General features: G+C 48.0%; 20 protein-coding genes. 11 read left to right on the forward strand and 9 right to left on the reverse strand.

All coding sequences use genetic code 11. From position 1 onward, the window contains the following. Positions 1 to 196: 196 nt before the first annotated feature. From amrB to BLU57_RS11455, 7 genes are all read left to right on the forward strand, one after another. Entirely contained in the window at positions 197 to 979 is a 783-nt protein-coding gene (gene amrB / locus BLU57_RS11425; RefSeq protein ID WP_090320872.1) for an AmmeMemoRadiSam system protein B, read from the forward strand. Positions 980 to 988: 9 nt separating this feature from the next. Then, positions 989 to 1,585 (forward strand): AmmeMemoRadiSam system protein A, encoded by a 597-nt coding sequence (gene amrA / locus BLU57_RS11430; RefSeq protein WP_090320875.1) that lies wholly within the window; start codon positions 989 to 991, stop codon positions 1,583 to 1,585. After that, positions 1,578 to 2,675, forward strand: coding sequence for an AmmeMemoRadiSam system radical SAM enzyme (amrS, locus tag BLU57_RS11435; protein ID WP_090320878.1), 1,098 nt, complete (start codon positions 1,578 to 1,580; stop codon positions 2,673 to 2,675). Before amrA ends, amrS begins: the two co-directional genes overlap by 8 nt. Next, on the forward strand, positions 2,672 to 3,301 hold the full coding sequence (locus BLU57_RS11440) for a dienelactone hydrolase family protein (RefSeq protein ID WP_090320881.1): 630 nt from the start codon (positions 2,672 to 2,674) through the stop codon (positions 3,299 to 3,301). The genes amrS and BLU57_RS11440 overlap by 4 nt, the downstream gene beginning before the upstream one ends. 202 nt (positions 3,302 to 3,503) lie before the next feature. Then, entirely contained in the window at positions 3,504 to 3,956 is a 453-nt protein-coding gene (gene sixA / locus BLU57_RS11445; protein WP_090320884.1) for a phosphohistidine phosphatase SixA, read from the forward strand. Between the two features lie 24 nt (positions 3,957 to 3,980). Beyond that, a complete protein-coding gene (locus BLU57_RS11450; RefSeq protein ID WP_090320888.1) occupies positions 3,981 to 4,538 on the forward strand; it encodes an rRNA large subunit pseudouridine synthase E in 558 nt (185 codons plus the stop codon). 306 nt (positions 4,539 to 4,844) lie between these two features. Continuing rightward, positions 4,845 to 6,035: a DesA family fatty acid desaturase gene (locus tag BLU57_RS11455; RefSeq protein WP_176776433.1), complete on the forward strand. Its 1,191-nt coding sequence runs from the start codon at positions 4,845 to 4,847 to the stop codon at positions 6,033 to 6,035. 75 nt (positions 6,036 to 6,110) lie between these two features. Here BLU57_RS11455 and rpmG read toward each other — a convergent pair whose 3' ends face one another. Genes rpmG through radC form a run of 3 tightly spaced genes read right to left on the reverse strand, consistent with a single transcriptional unit; the run spans position 6,111 to position 7,271 of the window. Further along, positions 6,111 to 6,266, reverse strand: a complete 156-nt coding sequence (gene rpmG, locus BLU57_RS11460; RefSeq protein ID WP_013966630.1) for a 50S ribosomal protein L33 — start codon at positions 6,264 to 6,266, stop codon at positions 6,111 to 6,113. A 35-nt stretch (positions 6,267 to 6,301) separates the two neighbouring features. Beyond that, positions 6,302 to 6,538, reverse strand: a complete 237-nt coding sequence (gene rpmB / locus BLU57_RS11465) for a 50S ribosomal protein L28 (protein ID WP_090320891.1) — start codon at positions 6,536 to 6,538, stop codon at positions 6,302 to 6,304. Between the two features lie 58 nt (positions 6,539 to 6,596). Further along, a complete protein-coding gene (radC, locus tag BLU57_RS11470) occupies positions 6,597 to 7,271 on the reverse strand; it encodes a RadC family protein (RefSeq protein WP_090320895.1) in 675 nt (224 codons plus the stop codon). Positions 7,272 to 7,479: 208 nt separating this feature from the next. Between radC and coaBC the strand changes: the two genes are divergently transcribed. The 3 genes from coaBC to BLU57_RS11485 are packed head-to-tail and all read left to right on the forward strand — an operon-like array spanning position 7,480 to position 9,583. Further along, positions 7,480 to 8,697 carry a bifunctional phosphopantothenoylcysteine decarboxylase/phosphopantothenate--cysteine ligase CoaBC gene (gene coaBC, locus BLU57_RS11475; protein ID WP_090320958.1) on the forward strand — a complete coding sequence of 406 codons (1,218 nt, stop codon included), beginning with the start codon at positions 7,480 to 7,482 and terminating at the stop codon, positions 8,695 to 8,697. Beyond that, entirely contained in the window at positions 8,694 to 9,143 is a 450-nt protein-coding gene (dut, locus tag BLU57_RS11480; RefSeq protein WP_090320898.1) for a dUTP diphosphatase, read from the forward strand. Before coaBC ends, dut begins: the two co-directional genes overlap by 4 nt. Then, positions 9,143 to 9,583 carry a DUF192 domain-containing protein gene (locus BLU57_RS11485; RefSeq protein WP_090320900.1) on the forward strand — a complete coding sequence of 147 codons (441 nt, stop codon included), beginning with the start codon at positions 9,143 to 9,145 and terminating at the stop codon, positions 9,581 to 9,583. Before dut ends, BLU57_RS11485 begins: the two co-directional genes overlap by 1 nt. Positions 9,584 to 9,587: 4 nt before the next feature. On the opposite strand, the gene ffh is transcribed toward BLU57_RS11485, so the two are convergent. After that, entirely contained in the window at positions 9,588 to 10,937 is a 1,350-nt protein-coding gene (gene ffh / locus BLU57_RS11490) for a signal recognition particle protein (RefSeq protein WP_090320902.1), read from the reverse strand. Between the two features lie 140 nt (positions 10,938 to 11,077). Between ffh and BLU57_RS11495 the strand changes: the two genes are divergently transcribed. Continuing rightward, positions 11,078 to 11,920, forward strand: coding sequence for a cytochrome C assembly family protein (locus BLU57_RS11495; protein ID WP_090320905.1), 843 nt, complete (start codon positions 11,078 to 11,080; stop codon positions 11,918 to 11,920). Between the two features lie 62 nt (positions 11,921 to 11,982). On the opposite strand, the gene BLU57_RS11500 is transcribed toward BLU57_RS11495, so the two are convergent. The 5 genes from BLU57_RS11500 to BLU57_RS16100 form a co-directional block, all read right to left on the reverse strand. Beyond that, positions 11,983 to 14,088 (reverse strand): RelA/SpoT family protein, encoded by a 2,106-nt coding sequence (locus BLU57_RS11500; RefSeq protein ID WP_090320907.1) that lies wholly within the window; start codon positions 14,086 to 14,088, stop codon positions 11,983 to 11,985. Positions 14,089 to 14,260: 172 nt separating this feature from the next. After that, positions 14,261 to 14,467, reverse strand: coding sequence for a DNA-directed RNA polymerase subunit omega (rpoZ, locus tag BLU57_RS11505; protein WP_090320910.1), 207 nt, complete (start codon positions 14,465 to 14,467; stop codon positions 14,261 to 14,263). 82 nt (positions 14,468 to 14,549) lie between these two features. Then, the gene (gene gmk / locus BLU57_RS11510) at positions 14,550 to 15,167 is read right to left on the reverse strand and encodes a guanylate kinase (protein WP_090320913.1); all 618 of its coding nucleotides are present in this window, start codon (positions 15,165 to 15,167) and stop codon (positions 14,550 to 14,552) included. 30 nt (positions 15,168 to 15,197) lie between these two features. Further along, positions 15,198 to 16,646 carry an HDOD domain-containing protein gene (locus BLU57_RS11515; protein ID WP_176776434.1) on the reverse strand — a complete coding sequence of 483 codons (1,449 nt, stop codon included), beginning with the start codon at positions 16,644 to 16,646 and terminating at the stop codon, positions 15,198 to 15,200. Next, entirely contained in the window at positions 16,630 to 16,773 is a 144-nt protein-coding gene (locus BLU57_RS16100; RefSeq protein WP_176776435.1) for a hypothetical protein, read from the reverse strand. Before BLU57_RS16100 ends, BLU57_RS11515 begins: the two co-directional genes overlap by 17 nt. Positions 16,774 to 16,946 lie beyond the last annotated feature (173 nt).

The raw sequence follows: 16,946 nt of genomic DNA on the forward strand, positions 1-16,946 counted from the left end.
TACGGATGACGGGTTGCTTGCTTTAACCGCTTGTTCTCCCGCAATCCCACCACAAATTAAACCTCCGGTATTCTCCAGAGCCACGTGTCGTGGTGCTGAGGGATAGTACCTGTGCACTGACGGTGCTGATTTGCAATCTTCTACTGGATTGTGTGTCTTACGCTTATGTTAACGATACTCGGGAGAGGAAAGCAGCATGACTATGATTCGTTCACCTGCGGTTGCAGGATTGTTTTATTCCGCCGATGCACGGCAGCTTTCGCAGGATGTTAACGATCTGCTGGCGGAAGCCAAATTCAATGATTTCAAACCCAAAGCACTGATAGTTCCGCACGCTGGGTATCTGTACTCGGGTGCGGTTGCCGCTTCGGCATATGCCAGTCTGCGGGCCGCCGCAGCAACGATCCGGCGTGTGGTGCTGCTGGGGCCGGCGCATCGTGTGGCGGTGCATGGTCTGGCTTTACCCGGAGTGGATGTCTTTGATACACCACTGGGTAGCGTGAAGCTGGATCAGGAGCTTGCCGCGGCGATTGCGCATTTTCCGCAAGTGACGGTCAGCAGGGAAGTGCACGCCTTGGAACACTCCCTCGAAGTGCAGTTGCCTTTTTTGCAGCGTGTGCTGGGTGATTTTACTTTGTTGCCGCTGGCAATTGGCTGGACATCGGCAGAAGACGTAGCGGAAATACTGGAGCAGTTGTGGGGCGGCGAAGAAACCTTGATTGTGATCAGTTCCGATCTGTCGCATTATTTACCTTATGCTGCCGCACAACGCATGGACAATGAAACCGTGCAAGCGATATTACAGTTACGGCAGCCGATTGCACACGATCATGCGTGTGGCAGCATTGCGATCAATGGGCTGATCATCGCAGCGCAACAGCATCATTTGACACCGCATTTGCTTGATTTAAGAAACTCCGGAGATACCGCGGGATCGCGCGATCGAGTGGTGGGTTATGCAGCCATGGCCTTTAATTAAGGGAGGAATATGACAGGTGCGATTGAAAAAAATGAGCAAGGAAAAATACTGCTGCAAATCGCGCGCACTGCTATTTGCCAGTCTTTGCGCGTAGCCTGCATCCCGGCGCCGGTGGATGGCCATATGTTCTGGCTTTCCCGGCCGGGCGCAACATTTGTCACACTGACGCAGCGCGGCGAGTTGCGTGGCTGCATCGGTTCCTTGCAAGCGTTCGATCCGTTGATTGACGATGTGAGTAACAATGCCATATCGGCGGCCTTGCACGATCCGCGCTTCATGCCCTTGACGGCGGACGAATTGGACAAAGTGAGTGTGGAAGTATCATTGCTTTCCGAACTGCAAGCGCTCAGCTTTCGCAGTGAAGCCGATGCGCTCGCGCAATTGCGCCCGGATATTGACGGTATTGTGTTTGAATGTGGACCTTATCGCAGTACATTCCTGCCCCAGGTATGGGAAAGTTTGCCGCAACCGGAACAGTTTCTTGCCAAACTGAAATCAAAAGCCCGCCTGCCGGAAGATTTCTGGACAGCCGATATCAAACTATCGCGCTATACCGTCAGCAAATGGCGTGAAACCGATTATGTCCGGGAGGTTGCGCATGGATGAGCCCATTAGTAGCGCTGAGCAATTTCCGGCCCAATACTGGCATTGGCTGGAGGACGGGCGGATTCAATGCGATTTGTGTCCGCGTGATTGCAAACTGCACGAAGGACAACGCGGCGCCTGCTTTGTGCGCGGACGCGCAGGTGATACGATGGTGCTGACAACGTACGGACGTTCATCCGGTTTTTGTGTCGATCCGATTGAGAAAAAGCCACTCAACCAATTTTATCCCGGTAGCAGTGTGTTGTCGTTTGGCACGGCGGGTTGCAACCTCGCCTGCAAATTTTGCCAGAACTGGGATATTTCCAAATCACGCAGTTTCGACAAGTTGCTGGATCAGGCCAGTCCGGAAGCGATTGCGCGTTGTGCGGAGCAATATCACTGCAAGAGCGTGGCGTTCACGTACAACGATCCGGTGATTTTTGCCGAATATGCGATGGACGTGGCGGATGCCTGTCATGCCATAGGGATCAAGACGGTTGCGGTGACGGCAGGTTATATTCATGCCCAGCCGCGGCGTGATTTTTTCGCCAAAATGGATGCCGCCAACGTGGACTTGAAGGCATTTACCGAAGCATTTTACGTCAAACAAACCGGATCGCATTTGCAGCCCGTGCTGGATACATTGTGCTATTTGAAGCACGAAACCGATGTATGGCTTGAGTTGACCACACTATTGATTCCGGGACTGAACGATTCCAGCGAGGAAATCACTGCCATGAGCCATTGGATCATGAAAGAACTGGGGCCCGGTGTGCCGCTGCACTTCAGCGCTTTCCATCCGGATTACAAGCTGGACGATATACCGCCAACACCGCCTGAAACATTGATTCGGGCGCGTCAGATCGCGCTGGATGCCGGGCTGCATTATGTGTATACCGGCAATGTGCACCATATCGAAGGTGATACGACCTATTGTCCCGGTTGCGGCAGTGCCGTGATTGTGCGCGACTGGTATGAGATCAAACAGTATCATTTGACCGCGGAGGGCCGCTGTAAAAACTGCAATGCCACCACTGCGGGCCGTTTTGAACAATTCACCGGTCAATTCGGCCGGCAGCGCATTCCGGTCAGAATCGGAGCGGTGGCATGACCACGGTAAAAATTCCGGCTGGGTCAGTTGAGCTGAGTGGCGAGCTGGTATTGCCACCCGAAGCATCGGGCGTTGTGCTGTTTGCGCATGGTAGCGGCAGTAGCCGTTTTAGTCCGCGCAACACTTATGTTGCCAAAGTGTTGCAACAGCGCGGTATCGGTACATTGCTGTTTGACTTGCTGACGCGCGCGGAAGATCAGAATTATGCCCAGCGTTTCGATATCGATCTGCTGACGCAGCGCTTGCTTGCTGCCACTGATTGGTTGCAGCAGAATCCTGAAACGAAAGCGCTCAAAGCCGAGTATTTCGGCGCCAGTACCGGTGCAGCTGCAGCTTTGCAAGCAGCTGCCAGAATGGGAAATGCCGTTGCTGCTGTGGTATCGCGCGGTGGCCGCCCTGATTTGGCGGGAGCAGTTGCGTTAAATCAAGTGACTGCACCGACGCTGCTAATCGTGGGCAGCGCGGATCATGGTGTGATCGAATTAAACGAACAGGCTTATGCTCTAATGACATGCGTGAAAAAGCTCGTGCTGGTGCCCGGAGCGACGCACTTATTTGAAGAACCGGGCACTTTGGAACAGGTTGCGCAGTTTGCCGCTGATTGGTTCTTGAGCTGCTTGCGATAGCCAATGGAATTATAGTCAAATCTTTCGTTTTGGCGGTTTTGAGTCTGATAGTAGTGAATCAGTAAAAGATACCGATTTTATGGGATGAGTTGCGGCGCCGGTTACATCAATAAGAAATTGAATGCCGCTTATCGTCTGCATGCTAATCTTTGCTGTGCGCAATTATTTAACCGTCCTAAATAGGGACCTTAAGGAAATAGCGATGGAATTGATTCTGTGGCGTCATGCCGAAGCGGAAGAGGGGTTTCCCGATATGGCACGTCAATTGACGGGGAAAGGATTGGACCAAGCAAGACGCGTGGCGGATTGGCTTAAACCAAAATTGCCGGAAAAAGCGCGTATAATCGTCAGCCCGGCCCGCCGGACGCAGCAGACGGCGATGGCATTGCAGCTCGATTTTTTAACAGATGCAGCGATAGGTCCTGGTGCCAGTGCTCGTGCCGTACTTGCCGCAGCTAACTGGCCTGATGCGGAAGGCACGGTGGTGATAGTTGGGCATCAACCGACTTTGGGTGAAATTGCGAATTACCTGATTCCGTCTGTTCCTCCCGGATTGCGCGTTAAAAAAGGTTCGGTGTGGTGGATCCGGTGCGAAGAAAAGGAAAATATAAATGAACCAGTACTGCACACGGTGATCTATCCAGAAATGTTATGAACTGTCCAGTTCAATTCGGACATTATGTCTCGATTAATTCTATTTAATAAACCTTATGGCGTGATTTGCCAATTCACACCGGAAAGCGGGCATCAGTCGTTGAAAGATTTCATTCCGTTACCGGGTTTTTATCCGGCAGGCCGATTGGATGCGGATAGCGAAGGCTTAGTGCTGTTAACGGATGATGGTAAGCTGCAGCAGCAAATTAGCGATCCAAAGTTTAAATTGCCCAAAACTTATTGGGTTCAGGTTGAAGGCAAACCGGATGAAATGGCATTAAATCAGCTGCGCCAGGGCGTCACTCTGAAAGATTACAAAACCCGGCCTGCGCAAGCTTTTCTAATGGATGAACCCAATCACCTCTGGCAGCGCGTGCCGCCTATCCGATACCGTAAAAATATTGCTACCACTTGGATATCTTTGATTCTGAGTGAAGGTAAGAATCGCCAAGTGAGACGGATGACAGCGGCGGTATTATTTCCTACATTGCGACTGATCCGCTATGCCATTGGTACATATACTTTGCAAGGTTTGGCGCCTGGTGAATGGCGCTTACTGGAGGATACCCAATGGAGTAAATGACGGTTGTTTAATTTTTTCCGGTGGATGGAGAGAAGTTTTAATGAAAAGTGAAGAAACGGCGTGTGGCTTAGTTTTGCTAAAACCGTAAATTTAAAGCAGATAATGAATTCAGATTAATATTTCATTTCTATCCAGTGTAGTATAGAATTTTGTATGAGAGTGTAATAAAAATTTAGTATTTCATAGTGAGTAAAGAAAGATGCAATTGCCGTTGGTAATGCCAAGCAGGCAATTGAAGTAGGCAGGTGGTTTGTTTTTATATATCGGCTTGCGCTTTAGTAAGCCCCTAAAAGGATGGTAATTTATATGATTTCTGATTTTCTGACATTGATTTCAGGTGTGTTTGATATGCCGTGGTGGGGATATGTGGTCGTCACCTTAGTTTTGACGCATATCACAATTGCGTCTATCACGATCTATCTGCATCGTCATTCAGCCCATAGAGCGCTGGAGCTACATCCGATACCGAGTCATTTTTTTCGCTTCTGGTTGTGGTTGACGACTGGAATGGTTACCAAACAATGGACAGCGGTTCATCGTAAGCATCATGCGAAATGTGAAAGTAAAGATGATCCGCACAGCCCGGTTATTTATGGCATCAAGAAAGTTTTAGCTGAAGGCTCGGAACTGTACAGAGCAGAGGCAAAGAATGAAGAAACCTTGAAAAGATATGGTTACGGTACGCCGGATGATTGGCTGGAACGTAATGTTTATACCAAGCATAGTGCGAAAGGTGTAGCACTGATGTTGATTATTAATGTGATTCTGTTCGGTCCTATTGGTATTACGATATGGGCGGTGCAGATGATTTGGGCGCCGATTTTTGCTGCTGGTATTATCAATGGTGTTGGTCATTATTGGGGTTATCGCAATTTTCGCGCGGAAGACGCCAGCACCAACATTGTCCCTTGGGGTATTTTAATCGGTGGTGAAGAATTACATAATAATCATCACGCTTATGCAACCTCTGCACGATTATCCAATAAATGGTACGAGTTTGATATCGGCTGGTTGTATATCCGGACATTGGAAATCCTCGGACTTGCAAAAGTTAAAAAAATCGCTCCGAAATTGCGTATTGATAAAGCAAAAACCCAATGCGATTCGGACACATTGCAAGCTGTGATTTCTCATCGTTATGAAGTTCTTGCCAAATATACGAAATCGCTGAAAGTAACTTTTGCAAATGAAGTCATTCATTTGAAAGAAGCGGCTGCGCAATACGGCGTGGATAACAATACCTTGAAACATTGGATTCTTGCCGATTCCAAAACATTGCAAGAGCACGAACGCGAGAAACTGAGTCAAGTGCTTAGTAATGCCAAAACATTGGATAAAGTGTATACCATGCGTGAAGAACTGGCCAAAATCTGGCAACGCTCTACAGCATCAACCGAAGAATTGGTTAAAGAGTTGGAAGATTGGTGCCGACGTGCGGAAGAAAGCGGTATCGAAGTGCTAAGAACTTTTTCCCAGCGGTTACGGTGTTACGCATAGTAACTAACTGAATAAAAGTTACGCAATAAAAAACCCGCTTCGGCGGGTTTTTTATTGCGCTCGTTGTTGCTGATATTATTTGAGCTTTGTTTCTTTATACTTAACGTGTTTCCTTGCAACAGGGTCAAATTTCATCAACTCCAATTTTTCAGGTTTTGCACGTTTGTTCTTGGTCGTTGTATAAAAATGCCCCGTACCTGCCGAGGATTCCAGTTTTATTTTTTCACGCATAATGCTAACTCCTTAACTAACCTTCGGTGAGTTTCTTAAATGCCTTTACCTTCAGCGCGTAATTTTGCCAATACTGCATCGATACCATTCTTATCGATAGTACGTAATGCCGCATTACTTAATCGTAAACTAATCCAGCGGCTTTCACTTTCAACCCAAAATCTGCGGCGTTGCAAATTGGGCAAAAAACGCCTTTTAGTTTTATTGTTTGCGTGAGAAACATTATGACCTGACATTGGCTTTTTGCCAGTTATTTCACATACTCGTGCCATGTTAGCGCACTCCAGAATTCTTAAAAACGAAGATTATATCCTGATTTGAGTAGTGAACTCAAATTAAATCATTCTCTGCAAATGAGAAAGCAGTGCCATTGCCTACAATAAAGTGATCCAATACTTTAACATCGATCATGGCCAATGCTTGTTTCAAGGATTGAGTTAATACTTTGTCTGCATGACTAGGCTCAGCAACTCCGGATGGATGATTGTGTGCGAAGATTATTGCAGCAGCATTATGATGTAAAGCGCGCTTGACCACTTCGCGCGGGTAAACGCTGGCTTGTGTCAGTGTGCCGCTGAACAATTCTTCACTGGCGATCGTATGGTTCTTGGCATCGAGAAAAATGCCGAGAAATACCTCGTGCTGTTTGTTTGCCAGACTTAAACGCAGAAAATCCCGGACCAAGCCGGGGGAATTCATTGCATTGCCGCTTTTCAACTCCTCGCCGAGTGAGCGTCGAGCCATTTCTAATACGGCTTGCAGTTGTGCATATTTTGCAATACCCATTCCAGGTATTTGGCAGAAACTGGTTTGACTGGCAGTGAATACATTGGTTAAGCTGCCAAAATGTGAAAGTAATTCCCGTGCGAGATCCACGGCGCTTTTACCTGTAATCCCGGTGCGCAGGAAAATCGCCAGTAGCTCGGTATCCGAAAGGGCGGTAGCGCCTTTTTGTAATAATTTCTCGCGCGGCCGTTCGGATACCGGCCAATTTGTAATCGCCATAGTGAATTGCTGAGTCATGTAAAATAAGAACCGCCGCCGGTATTTACAGATCGCTTGCGACCTGACCCGGAACAGCTTCAGTGGTAACTGATAGCGGCAACGGATGAGCTCTATTGAGTAGAATAAATAAGTCATGTACCGGGTTGCCTATTATTTCTTGATTTTAGTATATTGATCGGATTGAGTTTATTTTGGAATTTTGCTTATGATGGCCGCATATGCGTCTTCTGCATCGAAAAAACGTTTGATATTGGGTGTAACCGGTGGTGTAGCCGCTTACAAAGTAGCGGAATTGGTCCGCCTGCTAACGCAGAGCGGAGTTGATGTGCAAACGGTTATGACGCAAGCGGCTTGCCGTTTTGTTGGCCCCGTCACTTTCCAATCTTTAACCGGCAATCCTGTCTATATCGATCTATGGGATGCCAATGCCCTGCATAACATGGCGCATATCAACCTGTCCCGCGATGCGGATATGATTTTAACAGCACCGGCCAGTGCTGATTTTATCGCCAAACTTGCCCATGGTATGGCCGATGATCTGCTGACGACGCTTTGCTTGGCGCGAGATTGTCCGTTGATGATAGCACCCGCAATGAACCGGCAAATGTGGGAGAATCCGGCGACCCAGCGCAATTTATCCCTGCTGCGGCAAGATGGCATAAAAATAGTTGGTCCAGCCAGCGGCGAGCAAGCTTGCGGTGAAATTGGGATGGGCCGCATGCTGGAAGCGGATGAACTGGCCGAAGCAGTCCGGATGGTTTTTCAAACCACTCCGTTGTTGCAGGGCAAAAAAGTTTTACTGACCGCAGGCCCTACATTTGAAGCGATTGATGCGGTGCGAGGCATATCCAACCGCAGTTCTGGAAAGATGGGCTACGCCATAGCGCAAGCGGCAGCTGAAGCCGGTGCAACCGTTACGCTTATTTCCGGGCCGGTTTGTTTGGCGCCGCCTGCCGTAAGCAAATTCATCGCAGTAGTTGGCTCCGAGGATATGTTGCGTGCAGTGCAAGCAGAAATAGCGCAAGCCGATATTTTTATCAGTGTCGCTGCCGTTGCGGATTACCGCGTAGCCCAGTACAGCCAGCAAAAGATAAAAAAGTCTGCTGGCAAGCTGCTGCTGGAATTGGTTCCTACTGTGGATATACTGGAAACGGTAGCAAACATGCCAAAACCACCTTTCTGCGTCGGTTTTGCAGCAGAAACAGAAAATCTTGAAAAAAACGCGGCAATAAAGCGGCGCAAAAAGAATGTGCCGCTGGTGGTGGCCAATTTAGCGCAAGATGCCATCGGTTCCGATCAAAACGAATTGATTTTATTGGATGACGCGGGTAAGCACATTCTTTCCAAAGCATCTAAAATAGAACAAGCACGGCGTTTGATCAAACATATCCACTTGCTGTACAACTCACCTAATAAAAAAGAATGAAAAAAATCGATATTAAAATTCTGGATGCGCGTTTGCATGAACAGTTGCCGGCCTATGCCACGCCAGGTTCAGCCGGATTGGATTTACGCGCCTGTATTGAGCAACCGATGACGATTAATCCAGGGGAAACCAACTTGATTCCAACCGGCATTGCGATCCATCTGGCTGATACCGGGTTGGCGGCATTGGTATTGCCGCGCTCAGGACTCGGTCATAAACATGGCATTGTCCTGGGAAATCTGGTCGGACTGATTGATTCGGATTATCAAGGACAGATTCTGGTCTCCTGTTGGAACCGGGGACAGACGTCATTCCAGCTGAATCCGCTGGAACGCATTGCGCAGCTAGTGATCGTTCCCGTGATTCAGGTTGAATTCAACCAGGTGGACAGTTTCGATCAGAGTCACCGGGGCGAAGATGGGTTTGGCAGCACCGGGAAGCATTGATGCGCTGGTTTGTAATACAGCTGATTGTCTTGGGATTGCTGCCTGCCGGTGCTTATTCCTCTGAAGTCAACGTTATTCCATTGACAATATCCGGCTATGAAATTGCCGCGGAAGTGGCACATACCCAGCTATCACGCTCGCAGGGGCTGATGTACCGGGAATCGCTGGAAGAGAATACCGGTATGTTGTTTGTTTTTCCGGGCAGCGGTTATTACAGCATGTGGATGAAAAACACCTATATTCCGCTGAGTGTTGCTTTTATCGATGTGCGCGGCGTCATTCTGAATATTGCCGAGATGCAGCCGGAAACGTTGACGTCGCACGATGCGGCGGGAATGGCGAAATATGCGCTGGAAATGAATAAGGGATGGTTCGCGGTAAGAAAGATAACCGCAGGCACCCAAGTCACCGGGTTGGAACGGGCGCCTGCCGCCGATTGATCAGTTAATGCATGCGCGGCATCATACCTTTGAGTCCGCGCATCATTTTAGAGATCCCGCCTTTATTCATCATCTTCATCATTTTCTGAGCTTGCTCGAATTGTGCCAGCAGGCGATTGACTTCTTGTACGGTAACACCCGCGCCCGCCGCGATGCGGCGCTTGCGTGAGGCTTTAAGAATTTCCGGTTTGGTGCGTTCCTGCTGAGTCATGGAATTGATAATGCCTACTGTGCGGTGAATTATTTTGTCATCCACTTTGACATTCTGCGCCGCCTGGCTGAATTGCGTCGGCAGTTTATCCATCAACGCGCTCATGCCACCCATCTTGTGCATTTGTTGAAATTGCGCTTTGAAATCATTCAAGTCAAACGACTTGCCTGATTTCATTTTCTTCATCAGTTTTTCGGCTTCTTCCTGATCGGCATTGCGTTGTGCTTCTTCAATCAACCCCAGCACGTCACCCATGCCCAGAATACGCGATGCCATCCGGTCCGGATGGAAGATTTCGAGTCCGGTTAATTTTTCCGCGACACCGGCGAATTTAATCGGTTTGCCTGTAATGTGTTTGACCGATAACGCAGCACCGCCACGTGCATCACCATCGAGCTTGGTCAGAATGACCCCGGTTAGCGGTAACGCATCGGAAAATGCCTTGGCGGTATTGACGGCATCCTGCCCCTGCATTGCATCCACGACAAACAAGGTTTCAATCGGCTTCAGCAATGCTTCCAGCTCGCTGATTTCCTGCATCATGGCTTCGTCGATACCTAACCGGCCGGCAGTGTCGACGATCATGACTTCATGGTGATGCCTGCGTGCAAAATCCAAGGCGGCTGCACCGATCTCGCCCGGTTTCTGCCCATCTTTAACCGGGAAAAAATCGGCGCCAGTTTGCTGCGCCAGCAGTTCCAACTGGTGAATCGCGGCCGGGCGGTAGATGTCACAAGACACTAACAATACTTTCTTTTTCTTATGCTCCATGATCCACTTGGCCAGCTTGCCGCTGCTCGTGGTTTTACCGGCGCCCTGCAACCCCGCCATGAGGATAACGGCAGGCGGCACCGTTGCAAGATTAAGGTCGGATTTGTCGCCGCCCATGATGGCGATCAATTCCTGGTAAACTACGCCAACCAAAGCTTGTCCCGGAGTAAGGCTGCTCATGACTTCATGGCCGATGGCTTTTTCTTTAATGCTGGCAATGAAATCTTTGACGACCGGTAAAGCGACATCGGCTTCCAGCAACGCCAGGCGAATCTCGCGCAAAGCATCCTGGATATTGCTTTCCGTAAGCCTCGTTTCTCCGCGTAATGTTTTAATGACGCCACTGAGACGGCTTGTCAGGTTATCAAACATGCTGTAGACCTCATAAAATAAGATGAATTTAGAACAATGGGCGTGTCCGGGATTAACAAATTCCGGGTGAGTACTTTGAATTTGTTAACGTGCCATGTAGACTTAACAGTTATTTCTGCCTTTTAAAACTGATACCCTCAATGACCAGCATTTTAACTTATCCTGCGGCTTTTTTGCTTTATATACTGATCGGTTGGTATTTTTGGCGCACTACGTGGGGGCAATCTTCATTGCCCGCAAATGATCGTGCACCCGCATCGGTCACTTGGATGCATTATGCCATGCTTATTCCTTTGTCATTGCATGCCATCACACTTTATCAGTCGATGTTTGCTGGTGCGGGGTTGAGCTTCGGGTTAAGTAATGCAATTTCGGTGATTGTTTGGCTGACTGCCTTTATTTACTGGTTCTCTGGATTTTTTCAACGGTTGCAAGGATTGCAAACGCTGGTTGCGCCCGTTGCCGCAGCTTCCGCTATTGCGGTTTTATTGCCGCTGTTTTTTCCATCGTTGCGAACACTCGAGAATACCGAACTGCCAGCATTTAAAGCGCATTTGCTGGTTGCCATGATGGCCTACAGCTTGCTGACCATCGCGGCATTGCATGCTTTACTGATGACCGTGGTGGAGCGCCAATTGCATCATCCGGCCGCGCGTTCGGTGCTGACGAATTTGCCACCGTTGCTGGCGATGGAAAAATTATTGTTTCACATTATTTGGGTTGGTTTTATTTTATTGACGCTGACGCTTTTAAGCGGTGTGATGTTTTCAAAAGAAGTGTTTGGCCAGCCTTTGACTTTTTCACATAAGACATTGTTCGGTTTTATTTCCTGGGGAGTTTTTGCGGCTTTACTGACCGGGAGGCAGTTTTACGGCTGGCGGGGGCGAATTGCAATTCGCTGGACGTTGGCGGGATTTGTCACCTTATTACTTGCCTATATTGGCAGCAAGTTCGTGCTGGAGATTATACTGAGCCGTTATTAGCAGGATTGACGCCCGCGGCGGGGATTCCAGCGGGTAGTTTTATTGCCGCTGTGTAAACAATATCAGCCTTTCGTGCGGCTGATTTTTGCGACTTCCCGCAGGTGTCTCAAACTGCGCATAACCCGTGCAAGGTGATGTCTGTTGTTGACTTGCAGAGTAAAGCGCATGTGCATGAAGTCGTCTTCGCTTTCCATGGCGATATCGTCAATATTGGACTCGGCTTTGGCAATTTCAGCAGCGATCCTCGCCAGTACCCCTTGTTTATTCGCCGTCGTGACCTTGATGGCGGCTTCAAAGGTTCGAGTGATGTCTTTACCCCAGGTTACATCCAAATAATTTTCCGGATTCTTCTGATTGCTGGTGACATTACCGCAATCATGCGTATGGATGATCAATCCGGAATCCTTTTTGATCACACCGATAATGGCGTCTCCGGGAATAGGGCGGCAACATTTGGCGAACTGAACGGTAATTCCCTCGGTTCCCAAGATCGTGATCGGGCCTGCTTTTTGTGCAGGAGAAATGGATTCTGCGGGAGAAGCCAAGCGTTTCGCCACAACGGCCGGTAGTTGTTTACCCAGCGCCATGTCGGCTAGCAATTCCTCTTTCGATTTAACACCACTGTCGCGTACTAATTTTTCCCACTGTGCTTCGGTAATCGTATCCGGATTCATGTTAAAGGATAGCAATGCTTGATTGAGCATGCGTTCACCTAATTTGACCGATTCGTCGTACTGGATGGTTTTGAGGAAATGACGAATATGCGAGCGTGCTCTGCCGGTTGCGACATAACTGAGCCAGGCGGGATTGGGTTTGGCGTATGGGGCGGTGACGATTTCAACCCGATCACCGCTTTTCAGTTTGGTGCGCAATGGCGCATTTTCACTGTTAATTTTTACCGCAACACAACAATTGCCTACATCGGAATGCACGGCATAAGCGAAATCGACGGCAGTTGAGCCTCTTGGCAAGGAAAGAATTTTTCCTTGCGGGGTGAAAACGAAAACGTCGCCTGGGAATAGATCAATCTTGAGATGCTCCAGGAATTCCATGGAATCTGTTGAGTCGCTGAGCGTTTCCAGCAGACTTTGCAACCATTGGCTGGTTTTTAAGCGCAGATCATTGAAATCGCCATCTGAGCTTTTATAGAGCCAATGCGAAGCAACGCCGTTTTCGGCGATCCGGTGCATACTGGCGGTGCGGATTTGAATTTCAATCGGTATGCCAAACGGGCCCAATAATGTACTGTGCAGCGATTGATAGCCATTGGTTTTGGGGATGGCAATATAGTCCTTGAACTTGCCGGGAATGGGTTTGTATAAGCTGTGCAGCGTGCCTAGCGCGACATAACAGGACGGAATGTCTTTAACAATCACACGGAATCCGTATATATCCAGCACTTCGGAAAATGATAAACGTTTCTCCACCATCTTCATGTAAATACTGAACAAATGCTTTTCCCGTCCGGTCACGTCCGCATCGAGTCCTGCTTCTTTTAATTTCAGGTTGATGGCATCGAGAATCTTACCCACGACTTCACGCCGGTTGCCCCGCGCGGCCTTGGTGGCTTTTTGCAGAACACGGTAACGCAATGGATAAGAATAGCGGAAACCCAATTCTTGCAGTTCCTGGTAAATATTATTGAGCCCCAGCCGATGTGCGATCGGGGCGTAAATTTCCAGGGTTTCGCGGGCAATGCGACGTTGTTTTGCCGGCAGCATGACGTCGAGTGTTTGCATATTATGCAATCGATCCGCCAGTTTGATGAGTATGACCCGCACATCGCGCGCCATGGCCAACAGCATCTTGCGGAAATTCTCGGCTTGCGCTTCTTCTTGGGTTTGGAATTCGATTTTGGTCAGTTTGGAAACACCGTCAACCAGTTCCGCTACCGGTTCGCCAAATCTTTCGCTGATTTCCGCTTTGGAAATAGCCGTGTCTTCAACCACATCATGTAATAAAGCGGCTGTCAGCGTGGGAGCGTCAAGATGGAGCTTGCTCAGAATTCTCGCAACCGCAACCGGGTGAGAGATATAGGGCTCGCCGGATTTGCGGAATTGGCCGGAATGCGCCCCTTGGCCGAAAGAATAAGCATTTCTAAGTTGAGTAATATCCTCCGGCTTGAGATATTGCGATGTTTCTATGAATAGCTGTTCTGTTTCTGGCATAGCGTTTTATAAATCCCATATATGCCAGCCAAATCATGCGCAACTCATTATTCGAGTTTTAACTTGGATTGGCAACCGTTACAGGAGTATCGGCAATCGAGGCATTGGCTGTTGGCACGCATCCCGTGGGAAAGAGATGACAACTTAAGACAGTCTTAGTACAAAGGCTGTATTACATGTTTCTGGGATTCAGTATATCCAACCCTATTTTGCCTTGCGAGATTTCTCGCAAGGCGATGACGGTCGCTTTATTGCGTCCAGGTTCCACCAATGGAGCCGAGCCGATCGCCAGCTGTCTGGCGCGTGTCGTTGCAGCCAAAGTCATGTCAAACCGGTTAGGTATTCTCTTTAAACAATCGTCAACGGTAATTCGTGCCATCGTATGCGTTCCTATTGTGAGTTATGGATGGATTTTACAATAAAAAGACAAAAAATGATGCCACTATCTGGCTGGAAATGCATTATGACAATTCGGTGATGAGTGCACGATGTTTTATTATCTGCCGTTCTTTTTTTAAGTGTTCCGCTTTAATAATACAAATCAGATCATTCAGTGCTTCATCAAGCTGATTGTTGATAATAATATAATCGAATTCTGCAATATGACTGACTTCTTCCCGTGCTGCGGACAGTCTCTTCCGGATAACCTCGGGATCATCCTGCGCACGTGTTTTTAAGCGCGCTGCCAGCGCATCAGCGGAAGGCGGGAGAATAAAAATACTGATAGCTTGAGGAAAAATTTGCTGTATTTGTTTTGCGCCCTGGCAGTCGATTTCTAACAGAATGTCCTGTCCTGATGCGGTCGCCTGATTGATCCATTGTTGCGAGGTACCGTAAAGATTGCCATAAACTTCAGCACTTTCCACAAATTCGCCATTTAGCAGCATTTGCTGGAATGTTTCTTTATTTACAAAATGGTAATCACAACCATCGACTTCCCCGTTACGTGGCGGACGTGTCGTGTGCGAAATCGATAGACTGAGATTCAAGTCCGAGCGCAGCAACGATTTGACCAAACTGGTTTTACCGGCTCCGGATGGTGCGCTGATGATAAACAAGTAACCTGTCAATTGCGTCATTTTTTGCCTGTCATGTATGCAATCATTATTTTATCTTGAATTAAAGGCTGTTAAAGCTTGACCTTTTAATGTCTTGATCAGACGGATTTCGTCCGCGGTAATTCCTTCCGGGGCTTCCGCTTCACGGTTTGCATAGAATAAGCCGATGGGTTTATTGTTTGCTACCAGTGGAAGCACCATGAAGCTGCGCGCATCGGGAAATAGATCTCTATGCCATTGCGGAATCAGTGTATGGATTTTGGCTGTGCAGGCGTCTGAAATCAATAGATCGGCATTTCTTTTCAGCGCCAAATGAAACACATCGGGGGAGAATGACATCGGAAAGCTAAACGCTTTCTGGAAGTCCATGTTGTTTTCCCCGAGAGAACTCCGGGCGCGATATTGATTCATTTTAGGATCCCTAAGGCAGAGTGTGATGAAACGAAAGCCCAAACTATTATAATAAGTTTCCAGAACCAGCATGATCAAACTGTCCAATTTATAATTGCCGGGCGCCATAATTTCACTGACATCCTGCACACCGGTTAATAATAATGCCGATGCATTATAGGGCTTGCCGCTGGGATAACGTTGGATAATTTGCGTATTTTCCGTTTCATCATGGGCAATGATCAACTCGCTCAATAAGTCTTCATCGACAGGCATGTTGAATTCGGCACGTGCTATTTCTGTGCATACTGTTTTGTTGCGATCCGCATCGAGCAAGTTTGCATTGATCAGCAAGGCGCGTGTTTCTATTTTCGCATCCAGTATCAGCTGATCCAATTTGGGCTTATCGAGATTAAGCGCTTTACCGAAGCGTGTCAGCAGTTTGTTTTTCAGTTCCGGATCTTCCGGGTTACCGGTTTCTACGACCAGCGGCGCGACCTTTTCACTCAATTCAGCAACTTGTTGCATCCACTCTTGTTTGCTTCTGGCAACACCGAGATTGCCGAAAGGCCTGCTTCTAAGTCCTTGAATAATCGTGTTGGGAATGCACCATTTTTCCAGGATAGTCTCTGTCAGGGTATCAAGATTGAACCCCAAAACCTGCATGGATGCTTGCACCGGCGTATGCGTGCTTTGCGCTATGAGTGCCATCATTTCTTGATACAAGTCATGATCATAGGCAGCAAGCAATAAACGGCTAAGATTCTTGAACAAAGCGGTGATCGCTGTCTCTTCCGCATCGATAAAATGGCTGGCCTTGACGAGCTCGTGGCTGATCATGCTGGCTGCCAGCGCATGTATTAATTCAGTGCGAACCAGCTCTGCGCGTTTGCCGGACATACCGTCTACCAAAAGCATGGCCAGCGCGCATGTCTTGACTGAGTTAAAACCCAGCAGAAATATGGCCTTGGTGATATTGGTGTTGACTTTGTTGGATCCGGTTCTGTGGGCGACGGAGTTGGATAAGCGCAGAATTTTTTGTGTTAATGAAACAGCCGCTAACACGAAGTAGGCCAATTGTTGAATGGATTGATCATCGGATGAGGACAACTGGATGATGCGTGGTTGCTTCGAGCAGGCGATCTTTGATGGTTTTGGTGCGCGTATTTTTTTCTGTAGCAGCTTCCGGGAAGCTGGATGTATCTTCCGAAGTATTGGGTAATTGAATAAATCCCATTTTAAATTTCTTTCAAGAAAAATTGCCATTGGATTGGCGTAAAAAATTTTTGCTGTTGGTTTTAGATTTTTTCTGCTGAAAATCAAAATCTAATATCAATATATATTGTTTTTTATTAGTGGCACAAATAAAGGTTAGTTGATAACAGGGTTAAAGAATGCCGTTTTTCTTGA

The sequence above is a fragment of the Nitrosomonas oligotropha genome (assembly GCF_900106555.1).
Taxonomy (GTDB): domain Bacteria; phylum Pseudomonadota; class Gammaproteobacteria; order Burkholderiales; family Nitrosomonadaceae; genus Nitrosomonas; species Nitrosomonas oligotropha_A.